Annotated in this window: 18 protein-coding genes; all 18 read left to right on the top strand. The window is 66.7% G+C overall.

From position 1 onward, the window contains the following. The first annotated feature begins 156 nt into the window (after window positions 1–156). The 18 genes from prfA to B5F79_RS08650 all read left to right on the top strand — a co-directional run bounded on the left by prfA (window position 157) and on the right by B5F79_RS08650 (window position 16,749). Window positions 157–1,221, top strand: coding sequence for a peptide chain release factor 1 (gene prfA, locus B5F79_RS08730; RefSeq protein ID WP_087220346.1), 1,065 nt, complete (start codon window positions 157–159; stop codon window positions 1,219–1,221). Between the two features lie 396 nt (window positions 1,222–1,617). Then, window positions 1,618–2,559, top strand: a complete 942-nt coding sequence (gene prmC, locus B5F79_RS11070) for a peptide chain release factor N(5)-glutamine methyltransferase (protein WP_241147296.1) — start codon at window positions 1,618–1,620, stop codon at window positions 2,557–2,559. A 2-nt stretch (window positions 2,560–2,561) separates the two neighbouring features. After that, entirely contained in the window at window positions 2,562–3,209 is a 648-nt protein-coding gene (locus B5F79_RS11065; RefSeq protein ID WP_164484277.1) for an L-threonylcarbamoyladenylate synthase, read from the top strand. A 158-nt stretch (window positions 3,210–3,367) separates the two neighbouring features. Then, the gene (gene glyA, locus B5F79_RS08720; protein ID WP_087220343.1) at window positions 3,368–4,621 is read left to right on the top strand and encodes a serine hydroxymethyltransferase; all 1,254 of its coding nucleotides are present in this window, start codon (window positions 3,368–3,370) and stop codon (window positions 4,619–4,621) included. A 70-nt stretch (window positions 4,622–4,691) separates the two neighbouring features. Then, window positions 4,692–5,339: a uracil phosphoribosyltransferase gene (upp, locus tag B5F79_RS08715; protein WP_087220340.1), complete on the top strand. Its 648-nt coding sequence runs from the start codon at window positions 4,692–4,694 to the stop codon at window positions 5,337–5,339. A gap of 167 nt (window positions 5,340–5,506) precedes the next feature. Further along, a complete protein-coding gene (locus B5F79_RS08710; protein ID WP_087220337.1) occupies window positions 5,507–5,794 on the top strand; it encodes a hypothetical protein in 288 nt (95 codons plus the stop codon). A 20-nt stretch (window positions 5,795–5,814) separates the two neighbouring features. Then, window positions 5,815–6,624, top strand: a complete 810-nt coding sequence (gene atpB / locus B5F79_RS08705; protein ID WP_206391091.1) for a F0F1 ATP synthase subunit A — start codon at window positions 5,815–5,817, stop codon at window positions 6,622–6,624. A gap of 103 nt (window positions 6,625–6,727) precedes the next feature. Next, window positions 6,728–6,931, top strand: coding sequence for an ATP synthase F0 subunit C (atpE, locus tag B5F79_RS08700; RefSeq protein WP_075278954.1), 204 nt, complete (start codon window positions 6,728–6,730; stop codon window positions 6,929–6,931). Window positions 6,932–6,959: 28 nt separating this feature from the next. Then, a complete protein-coding gene (gene atpF, locus B5F79_RS08695; protein ID WP_087220335.1) occupies window positions 6,960–7,571 on the top strand; it encodes a F0F1 ATP synthase subunit B in 612 nt (203 codons plus the stop codon). Continuing rightward, window positions 7,561–8,034, top strand: coding sequence for a F0F1 ATP synthase subunit delta (locus B5F79_RS08690; RefSeq protein WP_087220332.1), 474 nt, complete (start codon window positions 7,561–7,563; stop codon window positions 8,032–8,034). The genes atpF and B5F79_RS08690 overlap by 11 nt, the downstream gene beginning before the upstream one ends. Then, entirely contained in the window at window positions 8,031–9,677 is a 1,647-nt protein-coding gene (atpA, locus tag B5F79_RS08685) for a F0F1 ATP synthase subunit alpha (RefSeq protein ID WP_087220329.1), read from the top strand. Before B5F79_RS08690 ends, atpA begins: the two co-directional genes overlap by 4 nt. 3 nt (window positions 9,678–9,680) lie before the next feature. Next, window positions 9,681–10,595 carry an ATP synthase F1 subunit gamma gene (atpG, locus tag B5F79_RS08680; protein WP_087220326.1) on the top strand — a complete coding sequence of 305 codons (915 nt, stop codon included), beginning with the start codon at window positions 9,681–9,683 and terminating at the stop codon, window positions 10,593–10,595. Further along, complete coding sequence (atpD, locus tag B5F79_RS08675; protein WP_087220323.1) at window positions 10,595–12,076, top strand: F0F1 ATP synthase subunit beta; 1,482 nt, start codon at window positions 10,595–10,597, stop codon at window positions 12,074–12,076. Before atpG ends, atpD begins: the two co-directional genes overlap by 1 nt. A 7-nt stretch (window positions 12,077–12,083) precedes the next feature. Then, complete coding sequence (atpC, locus tag B5F79_RS08670; RefSeq protein ID WP_087220319.1) at window positions 12,084–12,518, top strand: ATP synthase F1 subunit epsilon; 435 nt, start codon at window positions 12,084–12,086, stop codon at window positions 12,516–12,518. Between the two features lie 12 nt (window positions 12,519–12,530). Beyond that, complete coding sequence (murA, locus tag B5F79_RS08665) at window positions 12,531–13,811, top strand: UDP-N-acetylglucosamine 1-carboxyvinyltransferase (RefSeq protein WP_087220316.1); 1,281 nt, start codon at window positions 12,531–12,533, stop codon at window positions 13,809–13,811. Between the two features lie 24 nt (window positions 13,812–13,835). Further along, window positions 13,836–14,261: a metal-dependent transcriptional regulator gene (locus tag B5F79_RS08660; protein ID WP_087220313.1), complete on the top strand. Its 426-nt coding sequence runs from the start codon at window positions 13,836–13,838 to the stop codon at window positions 14,259–14,261. A gap of 186 nt (window positions 14,262–14,447) precedes the next feature. Next, complete coding sequence (locus B5F79_RS08655) at window positions 14,448–15,353, top strand: UTP--glucose-1-phosphate uridylyltransferase (protein WP_087220310.1); 906 nt, start codon at window positions 14,448–14,450, stop codon at window positions 15,351–15,353. Continuing rightward, on the top strand, window positions 15,346–16,749 hold the full coding sequence (locus B5F79_RS08650; RefSeq protein WP_087220307.1) for a phosphoglucomutase: 1,404 nt from the start codon (window positions 15,346–15,348) through the stop codon (window positions 16,747–16,749). The genes B5F79_RS08655 and B5F79_RS08650 overlap by 8 nt, the downstream gene beginning before the upstream one ends. Window positions 16,750–17,130 lie beyond the last annotated feature (381 nt).

Raw genomic sequence — 17,130 nt, 5'->3', positions numbered from 1 at the left:
TCGCATACCCGACGGTCGGGGTATGATTACAGGGCTAACGTGACCCAATCTCGAGGGAGGCTCCGTGTACCTGCGGTTTGACATGCTCTAGCTGTGCCCTGGGCGCCCCGCGCCCCAACACGCATGCCCAGTTACGCAACACATAAGGAGATTCCCGTGCGAGACAAGCTCTTGAAGATCATCCAGGCATACGAGGAGCTCGAGAAGAAGCTCATGGACCCTGCCGTGGTGTCCGACCCCAAGGAGTACGCGCGCCTTGCCAAGGAGCACGCGAGCCAGTCCGAGCTCGTGGCCAAGGCCCGCGAGTACCTGGGCGCGCTTGACGACATCGAGGCCGCCAAGGAGATGCTGCACGAGGCGGACGCGGACGAGAAGGCCATGCTCCAGGAGGACATCTCCGCCAACGAGGCCAAGCTTCCCGAGCTCGAGGACGACATCAAGTTCCTCCTCATCCCTGCGGACCCCAACGACGAGAAGGACACTATCGTCGAGATTCGCGCGGGCGTGGGCGGCGACGAGGCCGCCATCTTTGCGGGCGACCTCTTCAAGATGTACCAGCACTTCTGCGAGAGCCGCGGCTGGAAGATCCAGATTCTCTCGTCGTCGCCCAGCGAGGCCGGCGGCTTCAAGACCATCGAGTTCAAGGTCACGGGCGAGAAGGTCTACTCCGTGATGAAGTACGAGTCGGGCGTGCACCGCGTGCAGCGCGTTCCCAAGACCGAGAGCCAGGGCCGCATCCAGACCTCCACGGCCACCGTGGCCGTGCTGCCCGAGGCGGACGAGATCGACATCCAGATCGACCAGAACGACCTGCGCATCGACACCTACTGCGCCTCCGGCCCCGGCGGTCAGTGCGTCAACACCACGTACTCTGCCGTGCGCATCACCCACCTGCCCACCAACACCGTGGTTCAGTCCCAGGACCAGCGCTCGCAGATCCAGAACCGTGAGGTGTGCATGCAGATGCTGCGCGCCCGCCTCTACGAGATGGAGCTCGAGAAGCAGCAGGCCGAGCAGGGCGCGGCGCGTCTCAGCCAGATTGGCCACGGCAACCGCTCGGAGAAGATTCGCACGTACAACCAGCCGCAGGACCGCGTGACCGATCACCGCATTGGCTTCAACGGCACCTACAACGGCGTCCTTCTGGGCGACGCGCTGTCCTCCGTCATCGAGGCTCTCGCCGCTGCCGAGCGCGCCGAGAAGCTCGCTCAGGCAGTCTAGCGCCTCATCTGGCATCAGCTTCTTCTGGGCCGTCAGCCTTCCGCGAGGCTGGCGGCCCAGATTCTTCTGCAGATAACGCGCTCGGGCCGGCTGGTGAGAGGCCCCGCCGCAAAACGGGCCTTCGGGTCAGTGGATTTTGGGCTCTTCGGCGCCCCACTCATGGAGGTCATTTTCATAATCCAGGCAGAACGTTGTGATCTAGGCCGTCGAGGGCGAGGCGCTCCGTCAAAAACCACCGGCCCGAAGGGCAGTTTTGCAGCGGGACTGCCCGCCAGCCGGCCCGAGCGCGTTATCTGCAGTGCGGGGAGACGCTCGAGTGGCGCGTGTCCCCCGATGCGGGCGGCTCGCGGATACTGAGCTATGATGCAGTGACCCTGCAAGACCTAGGAGCGGAGGATGCGGATGTCGCGCGGTGACCTCTGGACAATCAAGCGCGTGCTCGACTGGACGAGCGGCTACCTCGAGCGCAAGGGCGACGAGCATCCTCGGCTCTCTGCCGAGTGGCTGCTCGCCAACGTCTGCGGGCTCTCGCGCGTGGAGCTCTACGTCAACTTTGACAAGCCGCTGGAGGCAGACGAGCTCGCTGCCATGCACGCGGCCATCGAACGGCGCGCGTCCGGCGAGCCCCTGCAGTACGTGACCGGCGAGATGCCGTTCCGCCACATCGTGCTGCGCTGCGAGCGCGGCGTGCTCATCCCGCGGCCAGAGACGGAGATTCTCGTTGACGCCGCCCTCGAGGGGGTGGACGAGGCGCTGGCCCGCCAGGGGGGCGGCGCGACGGAGGGCGAGGCCCAGAGGTGCGTGCGCGTGCTCGAGGTGGGCACCGGCACCGGCTGCATCGCGCTCTCCGTTGCCTCCGAGCGCCCCGGAACGCACGTGACCGCCACCGATCTCTCCGAGCGCGCCGTGGAGCTCGCCACGCGCAACCGTGAGGCGCTCGGGCTCGAGGATGCCGTCGACATCGTGGAGTGCGACCTCGCCGAGGGGGTGGATCCTGAGCTCATGGGGGGCTTCTCCGTGCTCGTGTCCAACCCTCCCTACATCCCCACGCGCGTGCTTCGCGAGGAGGTCCCGGCCGAGGTGGCAGACTTCGAGCCCGAGCTTGCGCTCGACGGCGGGGAGGACGGGCTGGACGTGTTCCGCCGCCTGCTCGACCTGGCGCCCGCCGCCCTCGAGGCGGGCGGCATGCTCTGCGTCGAGCTCTTCGAGGGCTCGCTCGAAGACGCCGCCGCGCTCGTTCGGGAGCGCGACGGTTGGGCCTCCGTGGAGATCCGCGAGGACCTCACGCACAGGCCTCGCGTCCTCGTGGCAAGGCGCGCGCTGGACAAGGAGGAGTAGCCGTGGAAATCCTGTTCGCAGACGGCCTTGACGCCGCAGACCCCCTGCTGGTCGATCGCGTGGCGCGGAGCCTCGGGAGCGGCGGTGTGGCCGTGCTCCCCACGGACTCCGTCTACGGCATCTGCTGCGCCGCGACTCCGAACAACCCGGGGCACGAGCGAATCTTCGAGGTCAAGAGGCGCGACAGGGCGCAGACGCTTCCGTGGTTCGTGGCGGATGCGTCCGACCTGGCCCTCTACGGAAAGGATGTCCCCGCATGGGCGCTCCGGCTGGCCGAGCGCTACTGGCCCGGCGCGCTCACGCTGGTGGTGCGGGCGTCCGATCTCGTGCCCGCGGAGTATGCGCAGCCAGCTCCGGGAGGGGGCACCATCGCGCTGCGCGTACCCGGGTCCGAGCTCGACCGCGCCATCGTGCGCGCCCTTGGGTGCCCCGTCGCCCAGACGAGCGCCAACGTCCACGGCGCCCCCTCCGCCACCTCCGGGGCGAGCCTCGAGCCCGCCGTCGCGGAGGCGGTCGACCTTGTGGTGGACGCGGGCCCTGCCACGGTGGGCGTCGCCTCGACCATCGTGGACGCCACGGGGGCGCTTCCGCGCGTGCTGCGCGAGGGCGCCATTTCCGAGGCCGAGGTTCTTCTCGCTGCGGGAGCCTAGCCCGCGCCGGTCGCGACCCGAGTGTTTCTCGCTCGCTTCCAGATTGCGTCGTCCGCAAATCGGGGAGGAGGGGCGCCTCGCGCTCCGTGCTACATTTATGATGCAGCACCTCGCGCGCCCGCCGAGGGCGGGCTCCTTTCAAAGAAGAGGGGGTTCCCATGTTCTGCGAGCACCTGAGAGAGTCCGACCCCGAGGTCTTCTCGGCCATTGACGACGAGCTCCGCCGGCAGCGTTCCTCCATCGAGCTCATTGCCTCGGAGAACTTCGTCTCGATGGCCGTTCTGGAGGCGGTGGGCTCGCCCCTTACCAACAAGTACGCGGAGGGCCTCCCCGGCAAGCGCTACTACGGGGGCTGCTGGGCGGTCGACGAGGCGGAGAACCTCGCTCGCGACCGCGCGAAGAAGCTCTTTGGCGCCGGCTTTGCCAACGTGCAGCCGCACTCCGGGGCGCAGGCAAACTACGCCGCCCTCGCCGCCCTCGCCCAGCCCGGCGACACGGTCATGGGCATGGCGCTCGACAACGGCGGGCACCTCACGCATGGTTCGCCGGCAAACTTCTCCGGCAAGCTCTACCGGATCGTCTCCTACGGCGTCGACGCCCAGACCGAGCGCATAGACTACGATGCCGTCGCGGCGCTCGCTCAGGCAGAGAAGCCCAAGGTCATCATCGCCGGAGCCTCCGCCTACCCCCGCACCATCGACTTCGAGCGCTTTGCGGAGATCGCTCATTCCGTGGGCGCCTATCTCATGGTGGACATGGCGCACATCGCCGGCCTCGTGGCCACGGGGCGCCACCCCTCGCCGGTCCCCTGCGCGGACGTGACCACCACGACCACGCACAAGACCCTGCGCGGACCGCGTGGCGGCCTCATCCTCTCCAACGACCCGGAGATCGCAAAGCGGCTCGACTCCGCGGTGTTCCCCGGAAGCCAGGGCGGCCCGCTCGAGCACGTGATCGCCGGCAAGGCCGTTGCCTTTGGCGAGGCGCTGAGGCCGGAGTTCGCGGACTACGCGGATGCCATCCTCGCCAACGCCAAGGCGCTTGGACGCGGCATGGAGTCCCGCGGCCTGCGCCTGGTCTCCGGTGGCACGGACAACCACCTGCTGCTCGTCGACCTCACGCCTGCCGGCGAGGTCACCGGGCGCGACGCCGAGCGCGCGCTCGACGCGGTGGGCATCACCGTCAACAAGAACACCATCCCCGGGGAGAGGCGCTCGCCCTTTGTCACGAGCGGCATTCGCGTGGGCTCCGCCGCCGCCACGACGCGCGGCTTCTCCGAGCAGGAGTGCGAGCGCATCGGTCAGCTCATCGGCGACGTCGTGACCAACGTCGACAACGAGCAGCTCGCCGACCGCACCGCCCTCGAGGTGCGCGAGCTCCTCGCCGCCCACCCCCTCTACCCCGAGTTGTAGGTCCAGATCGTGACTGGGGGACGGAGGCTCTGTCACCGCTTCGTCCCCCGTCACAAGAAAGGAGACCCCAATGGCAGAAGAGTTCGACCCGAGCCGCTTCACGGTCATCGACCACCCTCTCGTGCAGCACAAGCTGCACATCCTGCGTGACAAGAGCACCGGTACCAAGCAGTTCCGCGAGCTCGTGACCGAGCTCGCCATCTTCGAGGGCTACGAGGCCATGCGCGACTTCCCGCTCGAGGACGTGGAGGTGGAGACTCCGCTCGAGACCACGACGTGCAAGCGCGTCTCCGGCAAGACGGTCGCCATCATCCCCATCCTGCGCGCTGGCCTGGGCATGGTGGACGGCATCCTCCAGCTCGTCCCGTCGGCGAAGGTGGGGCACGTGGGAATGTATCGCGACGAGGTGACGCACGAGCCGCACCAGTACTACTGCAAGTTCCCGGAAGACATCCAGAGCCGCACGTGCCTCGTGGTCGATCCCATGCTCGCCACGGGCGGCTCGCTCACCGCCGCCATCCAGTTCCTGCGCGAGGCCGGCGTGCGCGACATCCGCTGCCTCACTCTCGTCTCCGCCCCCGAGGGCGTGCGCACGGTGCTGGACTTTGATCCGGACGTGCGCCTCTACACCTGCTCGCTCGACCGCTGCCTCAACGAGCGCGCCTACATCCTGCCGGGCCTGGGAGACGCCGGCGACCGCATCTACGGCACCAAGTAGCATTGCGGGACAGGGGGATGGAGCTGTGACAAAGCCCCCGTCCCCCTGTCCCACGTCTTTATCTTGTCTTTATGTCGAATGGGGGGCGCGCTCGCGTCCCCTTGACGTTTCTGACGGTTGCTCTAGACTTCTCGTGTTTCTATATCGCACGGACGGGAGACGGTGACATGGACCTTCCGGTTGCCATCGTCTTCGGAGCGCTCTTCGGGCTCATGGGGTGCGTTGCCCCGGCTGCCCTCTACGAGCGCGTCCTGAGGGGAGGGAGCGTCAGCCTCGCCGCCGGCATCGCCGCGGTTGGGATGTCGCTCCTCACGCTCACGGCCGTCCTGCTCGTGGTGTACACTGCCACGAACGCCGGATTCCTCGAGTTCGGTTGTGCGATGGTCGGCTCGTTCCTGCTCTTCTGGGCGGTCGAGGCGGTGAGGGGCTGGCGCGCTGCCAACGGCAGGGCCTAGCCGGGGGGAAAGGACATAGCGTGGGCAATCCTCTGGACAGCCTGGGCGAGGAGGTCAACGAGCTGGTAGCGAGCTTCACCTCGCAGCCCATCGTCGGCAGCCTCGACTCTTTTGGCTTCACGCAGTACTCGTTCTGGTTTGCGGTCGCCGTCATCCTGCTTCTCGTCTTGCTCTTCATCTTCAAGAAGAAGCAGGCGGCAAGCCTCGTGCCCCAGGGCACGTTCGTGAACGGCGTCGAGTACGTCGTCGAGTTCGTCCGCGACGACATGTGCAAGGGCCTGCTCGGTGAGTCCTGGAAGCGCCACTTCCCGTTCATCGCCACGATCTTCCTCGTGGTGCTTGTCAACAACATCGTGGGCATCATCCCGGGCTGCAAGCCCGGCACGGGCACCATCTCCACGACGGCGGCCCTCGCCATCTGCTCGTTCGTCTACTTCATCGTCTGCGGCGTCAAGAAGCACGGCGCGCTCGGTTACGCCAAGAGCCTCGCTCCGGCGGGCGTCGCCTTCCCGCTCAACGCCCTCGTGTGGCTCATCGAGGTCTTCTCGACCATCCTGCGCCTCATCACGCTGGCCGTGCGACTCTTCTGCAACCTCTTCGCCGGCCACGTCGTCATGGGCACCTTCGCGATTCTCGCGTCGCTGTTCTTCGAGCCCATGATCGAGGCGTTCTCCCTCGCCACCGCCGTGCAGGCGGGCGCGTCCGTGCTCTGGGTGGGCATCCTGCTCGTCATCTACGTGGTCGAGATCATGGTCGCCGCCATCCAGGCGTACGTCTTCGCGCTGCTTTCCGCCGTCTACATCCAGATTGCGGAGTCCGACGAGGAATAGTCCCCTTCCGGGCAACCCGCGGGCGATTGCCCGCCGTGCATAGAACGTTTGGCGTTAAGCTCGCGCCGCGACAAGGGCGGACGCGAATGACAAAGGAGGAATTGTGGGAGCTCTCGGTGTCGTTGGTTATGGTCTTGGCGTTATCGGCGCCGGCATCGGCATTGGCCTCGCCGCAAGTGGCGTCGCGCAGGGCATGGCTCGCCAGCCCGAGGTCCAGGGCCGTCTGTTCACGGTCTTCATCCTGGGCTCGGCCTTCGTCGAGGCCCTCGCCCTCATCGGCTTCGTCGTCAGCCTCATCGTCAAGTAGGCTGTCGTCGAGCGAGTTGGAGGCAAGCATGAAGAACACACCGAGAAGGCTCGTCGCCGGCGGGCTCGCAGCGGGAGGCGCCCTTGCGTCGCTCGTGGCGACGCCCTGCGTGGCGCTGGCCGAAGAGTCGGCGGTCGGGGCTGACATCCTCATCCCCAAGCCCGCCGAGTTCATTCCGGCGCTCATAGCCTTCCTCATCATCTGGGTCGTCCTGGCCAAGCTCGTGTGGCCGTCCGTCCTGCAGATGATGGAGAAGCGCCAGGAGAAGATCCAGTCCGACCTCGATGCCGCCGAGCGCTCCAAGGTTGAGGCCGCGGAGGAGGCTCGCGCCTACGAGTCCAAGATCCTCGAGGCCCAGCGCGAGGCCGAGTCCATCGTCGCCAAGGCCAAGAAGGAGGCCGAGGAGGAGCGCGTGCGCATCCTCGCCAAGGCCCAGCGCGAGGCCGCCGACGTCATCGCCAAGGCTCACGGGGCCGTTGACTCCGAGCGCCACAAGGCCATGATCGAGCTCTCCGGCTCCGTCGTCGACCTCTCCGTCGAAATCGCCACCAAGATCATCGGCGAGAGCCTGAGCGATGCGGACCAGCGCAAGCTCGCCGAGAAGTACCTCGCGGAAGTGGGCAAGTCAGATGGCAACTAAGCACGTCGACGCCGATAAGGTCGAGGCGTACACCAGGGCTCTCATGGAGGCCGCCCGCGCCGAGGGCCGCGCCAACGCCGACCTCGTGCAGTGGCAGCACGCGCGAAAGTTCTCGCCTGAGGTCCTGGAGACCCTCGCGGCCATGCAACGCGAGGACGACCTCGACCTCGTGGAGCAGGTAGCCAAGCACTACAAGGAGCTCCTCGACGCACAGGACGTGACGGTCTCGGTCACCGTGACCACCGCCGTGCCCATGGACGACGACCTCCGCGCCAAGGTCCGGACAAAGGCCCAGAAGGACCTCGGGCTGCCCGTCTACCTCGTCGAGCGCGTGGACCCGTCGATCATCGGCGGCATCATGCTCGAGGTGCGTGGCAAGCGCTACGACGCCTCCGTCCGCGCCCAGCTCGCAAACATCCGCAAGACGCTTTCCGCTTCGTTCATTGGAGGTGAGGAGAAGTGACTGAGGCCATCAGCTCCAAGAAGATCATCGACACCCTGCGCGAGAACCTCGCCGCGATCAACGCGACGGTAGACCGCCAGGAGGCCTCCGTGGTGACGGAGGTGGGCGACGGTATCGCGCACGTCTCCGGCCTCAAGACCGCCATGGCAGGCGAGCTGCTCAAGTTCACCAGCTCCGCCACCGGGCGCGATGTCTACGGCCTCGCCCAGAACCTCGACGTCGACGAGGTCGGCGCGGTTCTCTTTGGCGACGTCGAGGACATCAAGGAGGGCGACGAGTGCCGCACGACCGGCCGCGTCATGGACATCCCCACGGGGCATGCCATGCTCGGTCGCGTGGTCAACCCGCTCGGCCAGCCCATCGACGGTCTCGGCCCCATCAACACCACCCACCGCAGGCCCATCGAGTTCAAGGCCCCCGGCATCATGGACCGCCAGCCGGTGTGCGAGCCCGTCCAGACGGGCCTGCTCGCCATCGACGCCATGGTTCCCATCGGACGCGGCCAGCGAGAGCTCATCATCGGCGACCGCAAGACGGGCAAGACGGCAATCGCCATCGACGCCATCGTCAACCAGCGGCGCACCAACATGATCTGCATCTACGTGGCCATCGGCCAGAAGGCCTCCACGGTCGCCGCCATCCGCGAGTCCCTCTCGCAGCACGGCGTGCTCGACAAGACGGTCATCGTGGCCGCCACCGCGGCGGACTCCGCCCCGATGCAGTACATCGCGCCCATGGCGGGCGCCGCCATCGGCGAGTACTTCATGTACAACGACGAGCACGGCAACCCCGCCGATGCCGAGCACCCCGGCGGCCACGTCCTCGTTGTCTACGACGATCTCTCCAAGCAGGCCGTCGCCTATCGCCAGATGTCGCTCACGCTTCATCGTCCGCCCGGACGCGAGGCCTATCCCGGCGACATCTTCTACCTGCACTCGCGCCTCCTGGAGCGCGCCTGCAAGCTGTCCGACGCCAACGGCGGCGGCTCGCTCACGGCGCTCCCCATCATCGAGACGCAGGAGGGCGACGTCTCCGCCTACATCCCCACGAACGTGATCTCCATCACCGACGGGCAGATCTACCTGCAGTCCAACCTCTTCTTCCAGGGTCAGCGCCCTGCTGTCGACGTGGGCATCTCGGTGTCCCGCGTTGGCGGCGACGCCCAGGTCAAGGCCATGAAGCAGGTTGCCGGCACGCTGAGGCTCGACCTTGCGAGCTATCGCGATAAGCAGGCGTTCTCGCAGTTTGGCTCTGACCTCGACGCAACCACGCGCTACCAGCTGAACCACGGTGCGCACATGATGGAGATGCTCAAGCAGCAGCGCTACTCCGCGCTCGACGTCCGTGACCAGATCATCGCGATCTTTGCTGCCAAGGAGGACTTCCTCGACGACATCGACCTGCCCAACGTCAACCTGTTCCGCGACGGTCTCTGCCGCTACATGGCGGAGAGGCACCCGCGTCTGCGCAGCTCGCTCACGGAGGGCAAGATGGGCCAGGAGACGCAGGAGCGTCTCAAGGTCCACATTGCCCACTACAAGGCGGCGTTCCTCAAGGAGCACCCCAACAAGAAGCGCGCCGACGTCGAGGCCAACGCGGAGCCCACGGCCCCCGCGCCGGCGGCCAAGCTTCACCAGGAGTAGGGCATGGCAAACCTTCGCGAGATATCGAGGCGCAGGAGCTCCATTAAGAGCACCATGCAGATCACGCGCACGATGGAGATGATCTCCACGGCGCGCATCCGCAAGGCGCTCGAGCGCGCGGAGGCGGCCGAGCCCTACAAGGACGCCATCACGCGCATGCTCGCCAACGTCGCTGCCGCGGGCTTCGACTCCTCGCAGCCGCTCCTCGCCAACCATGGCGAGGAGAAGCACGTCCTGTTCATCCTGATCGCCTCCGACAAGGGCCTTGCCGGCGGGTTCAACATCGTTCAGGAGCGGGCGGTCGAGCGCGAGATGGAGAAGCTCCACGAGCGCGGGGTGGAGTCCTCGGTCATCACCTGTGGCCGCAAGCCCACCGAGTACTTCACCTATCGCAAGGTCGCCCCGGCGATGTCCTTCGTGGGCATCTCGTCCGAGCCCAACATGGACCAGGCGGACCGCATCGCGTCCTACGTCATGGAGGGCTACGCCACCGGGGCAATTGACCGCGTGGTGCTCTACTACTGGCACGCCAAGAACCGCGTCGAGCAGGACCAGGTCATCGAGCAGCTCCTCCCCATCTCAAAGGATCAGCTCACGATGCCCAACAAGCCTCGCGAGCGAGAGGCCCTCGCAAGCGTGGCCACGCGCGAGCACACCGACTTTGCCTTCGACCCCTCGGCCGAGGAGGTCCTGAGCAAGCTCATGCCGGCCTACTTCAGGACGGTCATCTTTCACGCGCTGCTCGACTCGGCAGCGGCCGAGCACGGTGCACGCCGCAGGGCGATGCAGTCCGCGACCGACAACGCCAAGGAGGTGCTCGACGCCCTCGCGCGCACCTACAACCGCGAGCGTCAGGGCGCCATCACCACCGAGCTCAACGAGATCATCGGCGGCGCGTCCGCATTGGAGGACAACTAATGGCAGATAAGAACCAGGAGCCTCGCACCGCCCTCGAGGAGGCTGCGTACCACAAGCTCAACAAGAGCGTGGGCGTGGGCAGGATCGTGCGCGTGGTGGGCCCCGTCGTCGACGTCAAGTTCGACGGCCAGGTCCCGAGCGTCTACACCGCGCTCGAGGTCGAGGGCGACACCCCCGTCGGTCACGTCAGCACGGTCCTCGAGGTCGAGTCCCAGCTTCCCAACGGCGTGGTGCGCACGGTTGCCATGTCTTCGACCGACGGCCTCACGCGCGGCCTCAAGGTGCGCGACACGGGACATCCCATGATGATGCCCGTCGGCCCCTCCACCCTCGGTCGCGTCTGGAACGTCATGGGCCAGCCCGTCGACGGCCGTCCCACGCCCGACGACGTCCAGTACTACCCGATCCACCACCCCGCCCCGGCCTTCGACGAGCTCACCACCACCACCGAGATCTTCGAGACGGGCATCAAGGCCATCGACCTTCTCGAGCCCTACGTCCGTGGCGGCAAGACGGGCCTCTTTGGCGGCGCCGGAGTTGGCAAGACGGTCCTCATCCAGGAGCTCATCAACAACCTCGCCCAGCAGCACGGCGGCACCTCGGTCTTCACCGGCGTCGGCGAGCGCACCCGTGAGGGCACCGACCTCTACCTCGAGATGACCGAGTCTGGCGTCATCGACAAGACCTGCCTGGTCTACGGCCAGATGAACGAGCCGCCCGGAGCGCGCATGCGCGTCGCGCTGGCCGGCCTCACCACGGCCGAGTACTTCCGCGACCAGGGCCAGGACGTCCTTCTCTTCATCGACAACATCTTCCGCTTCTCGCAGGCGGGCTCCGAGGTCTCGGCCCTTCTCGGCCGCATGCCGTCCGCCGTCGGCTACCAGCCCACGCTGGCAACCGAGATGGGCGAGCTCCAGGAGCGCATCACCTCCACCAAGGAGGGCTCCATCACCTCTGTCCAGGCCGTCTACGTTCCCGCGGACGACCTCACGGACCCGGCGCCCGCGACCACGTTCACGCACCTCGACGCCACCACGGTCCTCTCGCGCTCCATCACCGAGCTCGGCATCTACCCGGCCGTCGACCCGCTGGCGAGCTCGAGCTCCGCTCTTGACCCGTCCATCGTGGGCGAGGAGCACTATCGCGTGGCCATGGCCGTCCAGGAGACGCTTCAGGAGTACTCCGACCTCCAGGATATCATCGCCATCCTGGGCATGGACGAGCTCTCCGAGGAGCAGCAGCACGTCGTGGCACGCGCCCGCAAGATCCAGCAGTTCCTCTCGCAGTCGTTCCACGTCGCGGAGAAGTTCACGGGCAACCCGGGCGCCTACGTGACCGTCGCCGACACCGTTCGCTCGTTTGCGGAGATTGTCGACGGCAAGTGCGACGACATTCCCGAGCAGGCCTTCCGCTTTGCTGGGAACATCGAGGACGTCCGTCGCCGCGCGGCCGAGATGGCCTCTGCGGAGTCGAAGGGCTAGGAGCGTCATGGCTGAGCTCACCTGTCAGTTCGTACGACCCGACAGGTCCCTCTTTGAGGGGCCTGTCGCCAGCCTCGTCCTCGTGACCTACGCCGGCGAGCTCGGCGTGTGGCCCGGCCACGCGTCCGAGATCGTGGCGCTCGGCGACGGCGTCGTGCGCATAACGCGCAGGGCCGAGGACGGCGGGGGAGAGTACGACGTCGTCGTGTCCGGCGGCTATGCCGAGATAGACAACGACGAGGTCATCATCCTGGCCGATCACGCCCGTCGCGCGGACGACATCGATCCCGAGAAGGTGAGGGAGACGCGCGACGAGGCTCTCGAGGAGCTCGACCGCATAGAGGAGGGGAACCACCGCCGCGCCTATTTCGAGAACAAGGTAAGGTGGTGTAACCTTCTTCTCAAGCAGGTCACGGGGAGCTCGGCAGCGGGCACCCGCTAGCACGGAGGCTTCATGGAGGTTATTCAGATCGAGGGCGGGCACCGCGTAACCGGCGAGGTGCACGTTGAGGGGGCCAAGAACTCGGCCCTCAAGCTCATGGCCGCGACCATTATGGCTCCCGGCGTCACTACGCTCACCAACGTCCCCAACATCGCCGACGTCCACGTGATGGGCAAGGTGCTCAAGAACATCGGCGCGAGCATCGAGGTCGTAAACGAGCACGAGCTCAAGATCGACACCTCTGCGGTGGACTCCTGGGAGACGCCGTACCACCTCGTGGCGCAGATGCGTGCGTCGACGGCCGTTCTCGGCCCCCTGCTCTCCCGCTTTGGGAAGGCGATCGTCGCCATGCCGGGCGGCTGCAACATCGGCGCCCGCAAGATCGACATGCACATCCTCGGCCTCGAGGCCCTGGGGGTGGAGTTCAAGGTCGACCACGGCAACATCTACGCCACCGCCCCCAACGGCCTTGTCGGTGACACCGTCACCCTCTCCTTTGCGAGCGTGGGCGCCACGGAGAACCTCATGATGGCGTCGGTCTTCGCCAAGGGGACGACCACCATCGACAACGCCGCGCGGGAGCCCGAGATCGTGGACCTCGCGAACATGCTCAACGAGATGGGCGCCAAGATCAAGGGCGCCGGCTCCCCCGTCATAGAGATCGAGGGCGTCTCCGAGCTTCACCCCGTCACGCACGAGGTGGTGGGCGACCGCATCGAGGCCGGCACGTTCCTCGCCATCGGCGCGCTCGTGGGCGAGCCGGTGACCGTCACGGGCTTCTCGCCCGCGCACCTCGGCCTCGTCCTCAAGAAGTACGAGCAGATGGGCATCTCCCTCGAGCGCGGCACCCGCTCCTGCACCGCGTGGCGCGACAGGCCGCTGCGCCCCACCGACATCCAGACGCTGCCCTTCCCCGGCTTCCCCACGGACATGCAGGCCCAGACCATGTGCCTGCTCGCCCTTGCCAAGGGTAGCTGCATCATCACGGAGAACATCTTCGAGAACCGCTTCATGCTCGCGAGCGAGCTCTCGCGCATGGGCGCGGACATCGTCATCGAGGGTCACCACGCCATCGTCCATGGCGTGGAGCGCTTCTCCGGAGCTCAGGTCAAGTCTCCCGATCTTCGCGGCGGTGCCGCCCTGGTGATGGCGGGCCTCGTGGCGGATGGCGTCACGACGGTCTCTGCCATCCATCACATCGACCGCGGCTACGAGGGCTTTGTCGAGAAGCTCGCCTCTCTTGGTGCATGCGTGTCCCGCACGACGATTCCCGACGAGGAAGACGACCTGTAGATTGCCCACGGGAAGGAGGCTCGCATGATCAACACCGGCGTTCAGGAGGACCACTCCCTCACGAGGGCGGGGGAGGACTACCTCGAGGCGATCTATCGCCTTGCCACCGAGGGCTCTGCTGGCGACGGGACCGTCAGGTCCGTTGACGTTGCCGACAGGCTCGGGGTCTCCAAGGCGAGCGTGAACAAGGCGCTCTCCATGCTCAAGGAGACGGGCATGGTCGAGCAGAGTCGCTACGGCAGGGTGACCCTCACCAGCGAGGGCGAGAAGTACGCCGCCCTGGTGTGGCGCTCCCACCGCGCCCTTCGCCTCTTTCTCGAGAAGGACCTCGGGGTCGACCCGCAGAAGGCCGACGAGGAGGCCTGCCTCATGGAGCACGTCCTCTCCGCTGACACGATGGAGCGGCTCATCGGCTATCTCGAGCGTCAGGGGATCGAGATCTCTGACTAGTTCCGAGCGTTTGTCCCGACAAGCTATGTGGATACGTTGTGGCGGCGCGCCCTTCCCGTTGCGGAGGGCGCGCTTCTCTGTCCGCTGGCGGTTAAGTAAGAATTGAGTCCCGGTCAATGGGGTATGTTTCTTGTGCCGCCGGGCGTGCCCCGCGGCGACACGATTACCTACTCGAAGGGACCTTTGATGAAGGCACTCATTCCCGCCGCCGGACTTGGCACGCGCTTCCTTCCCGCCACCAAGTGCACCCCCAAGGAGCTGCTCCCCGTTCTCGACAAGCCCGTGATTCAGTATGTGGTCGAGGAGGCCCTCGAGCCTGAGGGCGTCGACGGGGTGGTCATCATCAACTCGCACGAGAAGCCCCAGATCGAGTCCTACTTCTCCGTGGACCACGCCTTCGAGACCATGCTCCGCGAGCGTGGCAAGAAGGAGGAGGCCGCCCGTGTCCATGCGGCGTCCACGCTCCCCGTCTCCTTCGTCTATCAGGATGAGGCGCGCGGCCTTGGCCACGCGGTTCTCCAGGGTGCGGACGAGATCGACGGCGAGCCCTTCTTCGTCCTCCTTGGCGACTACTTCGTGCCCGGAAGACAAATGTGCGTGCGCATGGCGGAGGTCTCCAAGGCACACGGCGGCGCGTCGGTCATTGCCGTGGCGCCGGTTCCCGAGGACCAGGTGAGCCGTTACGGCATCATCGCCGGCGAGTGCGTCGGCTGCCTGCCCGGCACGAACGCCGAGGGCGAGCAGGAGGGGGCCGTCTGGAAGGTGACCGGCCTCGTCGAGAAGCCCAAGCCCGAGGAGGCGCCCTCCCACCTGTTCATCGTCGGTCGCTATCTGCTCTCCCCGCGCATCATGGAGCTCCTGGCGACGCAGGGGCCCGGCGCGGGCAACGAGATCCAGCTGACCGACGCCATGGAGCGCCTCCTTGCCGAGGAGGAGATGTACGCGCTGGTCGTCGACCCCACGGAGGGCTGCGACACCGGCACCCCCGCCGCATGGGCCGCAACCAACGCCCGCATGGCGCTTGACGATCCGAGCCAGGTCGACGCTTTCCTCGAGGCGCTTGGCGAGAGGGGCGAGCGCTTCGTTGGATAGAAGGTCTGACATCATCCGCTTTGGCGTGGATGGCTGGAAGGCGCGCTTCGATGACGGGTTCGACGCCGATGGCGTGGCCCGTGTGGCGGACGCCCTTGGGCTCATCTGGGCCGATGCCGCTCCCGGCGGGACGATCTACGTTGGCTACGACACCCGTCACGGTTCTCGTGGGTTTGCTCAGCTCGCCGCCAGCGTCATCGCGTCCTATGGCCTCGTCGTGAAGGTCTCCGACGGCCCGTGCCCCACACCGGCCGTGGCGTGGTGCTGCTCGCGCGACGAGAGCGCGTACGGCGCCGTGATCATCACGGCCAGCGAGCTCTCCTGCGAGTACGGCGGGCTTCTCGTGAGGGGGCGCGACGGCGGTCCCGTCCCCAGGAGCTTCCTCGACCAGGTCGAGCAGGCGGTCTCGCTCGCGCCCACCACGTCACGCGGCGCGTTCGAGGAGTGCGACCTCGTGAGCGCCTATCTCGCAGACCTTGCGGCGTTCGTTGACGGGGACTCCATCGCCCGGCGCCGCCCGCGCATCGTCGTGGACGCCATGTGCGGGGCGGGGACGACGCACCTGGCAAGGCTCCTCAGCGACCTCGGCTGCGAGGTCGTCGAGATGCATGTCGAGCCGAGGGAGGACTTTGGGGGGATTCATCCCGACCCCCGCGACCCGTGGGCGGATGCCTGCGAGCAGGCCGTCATCGCCCACGAGGCGGACATGGGGCTGCTTCTCGACGGCGATGCTGACCGCGCGTCTGTCGTGGACGAGAAGGGCGAGCTTTTGCCCGCGCGCGTGCTGGTGCCCATGCTTCTGGGCAACCTGGTGATGAGCCACGGCGCCCATGGGCGCGTCGTCACCACGCTCACCTGCTCGGCGTGCATCGCGCGCGAGGCGTCGCGCCTTGGGTGCGAGACCACCCAGGTGCCCGTTGGCTTCTCTCGCATATATCGAGAGACGCTCGACGCTGACGTGATAATGGGTGTCGAGGAGTACGGCGGCGTGTGCGTGCCCGCCCACCTGAGGGAACGTGACGGAATCCTGGTCTGCCTTCTCGCCGTCGAGATGTTGGCACGCTCCGGCAAGACGATGTCTACCATGACGTCGGAGCTCGAGGCGATCATAGGGACGATGTCCTATGCGAGGCGCGATCTTCGCCTTGATCCCGCGGTGAGCCAGGCATTCAGAAACGTGCTTCCCGGACTCAACCCTGGCACCCTGGCCGGGCGCGTTCCCGTGGAGGTGTCACACGCGGACGGCCTCAGGGCGCAGTTCGACGACGACGCATGGGTGCTCATCCGCCCCTCGCGAACCAGCTCGGTCGTGAGGGTCTATGCGGAGGCGTCGGACTGCGTTTCCCGAGACGCCCTCCTCTCCGCCGCCTGTGACCTCGTCAGAGCTGACGTCTAGCGTCGCTCCCATGCGAAGCTCCGATCACATCACTCTCCTGAGGGGCGGACACGAGGAGTACATAGGTGCGAAGTGGCGCGAATCTAATGCCCAGGAGCACATACAAATATGGAAGAGGGGCGGCGCCTTCCTCAGACTTGTCGTAAGGCAGGGATAGCGAGAAGAGCCGACATGGCTGGTTTCAGGCGCGGGGTCTTTGACGCCAAGGAGAAGCTGGCAGATACGGACGAAATCTCGCAGCGTGCACCCGGAGCGATCCCTTTGAAAGGGCGGTTTGTGTAGGAATCGTGAACCTCCCGATTCACGCCCCCGGAGGGGCGCGGGGTGCGTATAGTTAATCCCCGCGCAGCGACGCGGCGACGCGAACGACCTGCGCGGCGA

Origin of the sequence: Olsenella sp. An285 (genome assembly GCF_002159625.1) — a bacterium.
Lineage (GTDB): Bacteria > Actinomycetota > Coriobacteriia > Coriobacteriales > Atopobiaceae > Thermophilibacter > Thermophilibacter avicola.
The sequence above is the reverse complement of the archived record's forward strand: the minus strand, read 5'-3'. Positions and strand labels throughout refer to the sequence as shown.

What these genes read in the sequence shown, in the direction of transcription:
- B5F79_RS08655 (WP_087220310.1), top strand. Translation starts at nt 14,448, where the DNA reads ATGAAGGCACTCATTCCCGCCGCCGGACTTGGCACGCGCTTCCTTCCC.
- atpC (WP_087220319.1), top strand. Translation starts at nt 12,084, where the DNA reads ATGGCTGAGCTCACCTGTCAGTTCGTACGACCCGACAGGTCCCTCTTT.
- atpF (WP_087220335.1), top strand. Translation starts at nt 6,960, where the DNA reads ATGAAGAACACACCGAGAAGGCTCGTCGCCGGCGGGCTCGCAGCGGGA.
- B5F79_RS08690 (WP_087220332.1), top strand. Translation starts at nt 7,561, where the DNA reads ATGGCAACTAAGCACGTCGACGCCGATAAGGTCGAGGCGTACACCAGG.
- B5F79_RS08710 (WP_087220337.1), top strand. Translation starts at nt 5,507, where the DNA reads ATGGACCTTCCGGTTGCCATCGTCTTCGGAGCGCTCTTCGGGCTCATG.
- murA (WP_087220316.1), top strand. Translation starts at nt 12,531, where the DNA reads ATGGAGGTTATTCAGATCGAGGGCGGGCACCGCGTAACCGGCGAGGTG.
- B5F79_RS08660 (WP_087220313.1), top strand. Translation starts at nt 13,836, where the DNA reads ATGATCAACACCGGCGTTCAGGAGGACCACTCCCTCACGAGGGCGGGG.
- atpD (WP_087220323.1), top strand. Translation starts at nt 10,595, where the DNA reads ATGGCAGATAAGAACCAGGAGCCTCGCACCGCCCTCGAGGAGGCTGCG.
- upp (WP_087220340.1), top strand. Translation starts at nt 4,692, where the DNA reads ATGGCAGAAGAGTTCGACCCGAGCCGCTTCACGGTCATCGACCACCCT.
- glyA (WP_087220343.1), top strand. Translation starts at nt 3,368, where the DNA reads ATGTTCTGCGAGCACCTGAGAGAGTCCGACCCCGAGGTCTTCTCGGCC.
- prmC (WP_241147296.1), top strand. Translation starts at nt 1,618, where the DNA reads ATGCGGATGTCGCGCGGTGACCTCTGGACAATCAAGCGCGTGCTCGAC.
- atpG (WP_087220326.1), top strand. Translation starts at nt 9,681, where the DNA reads ATGGCAAACCTTCGCGAGATATCGAGGCGCAGGAGCTCCATTAAGAGC.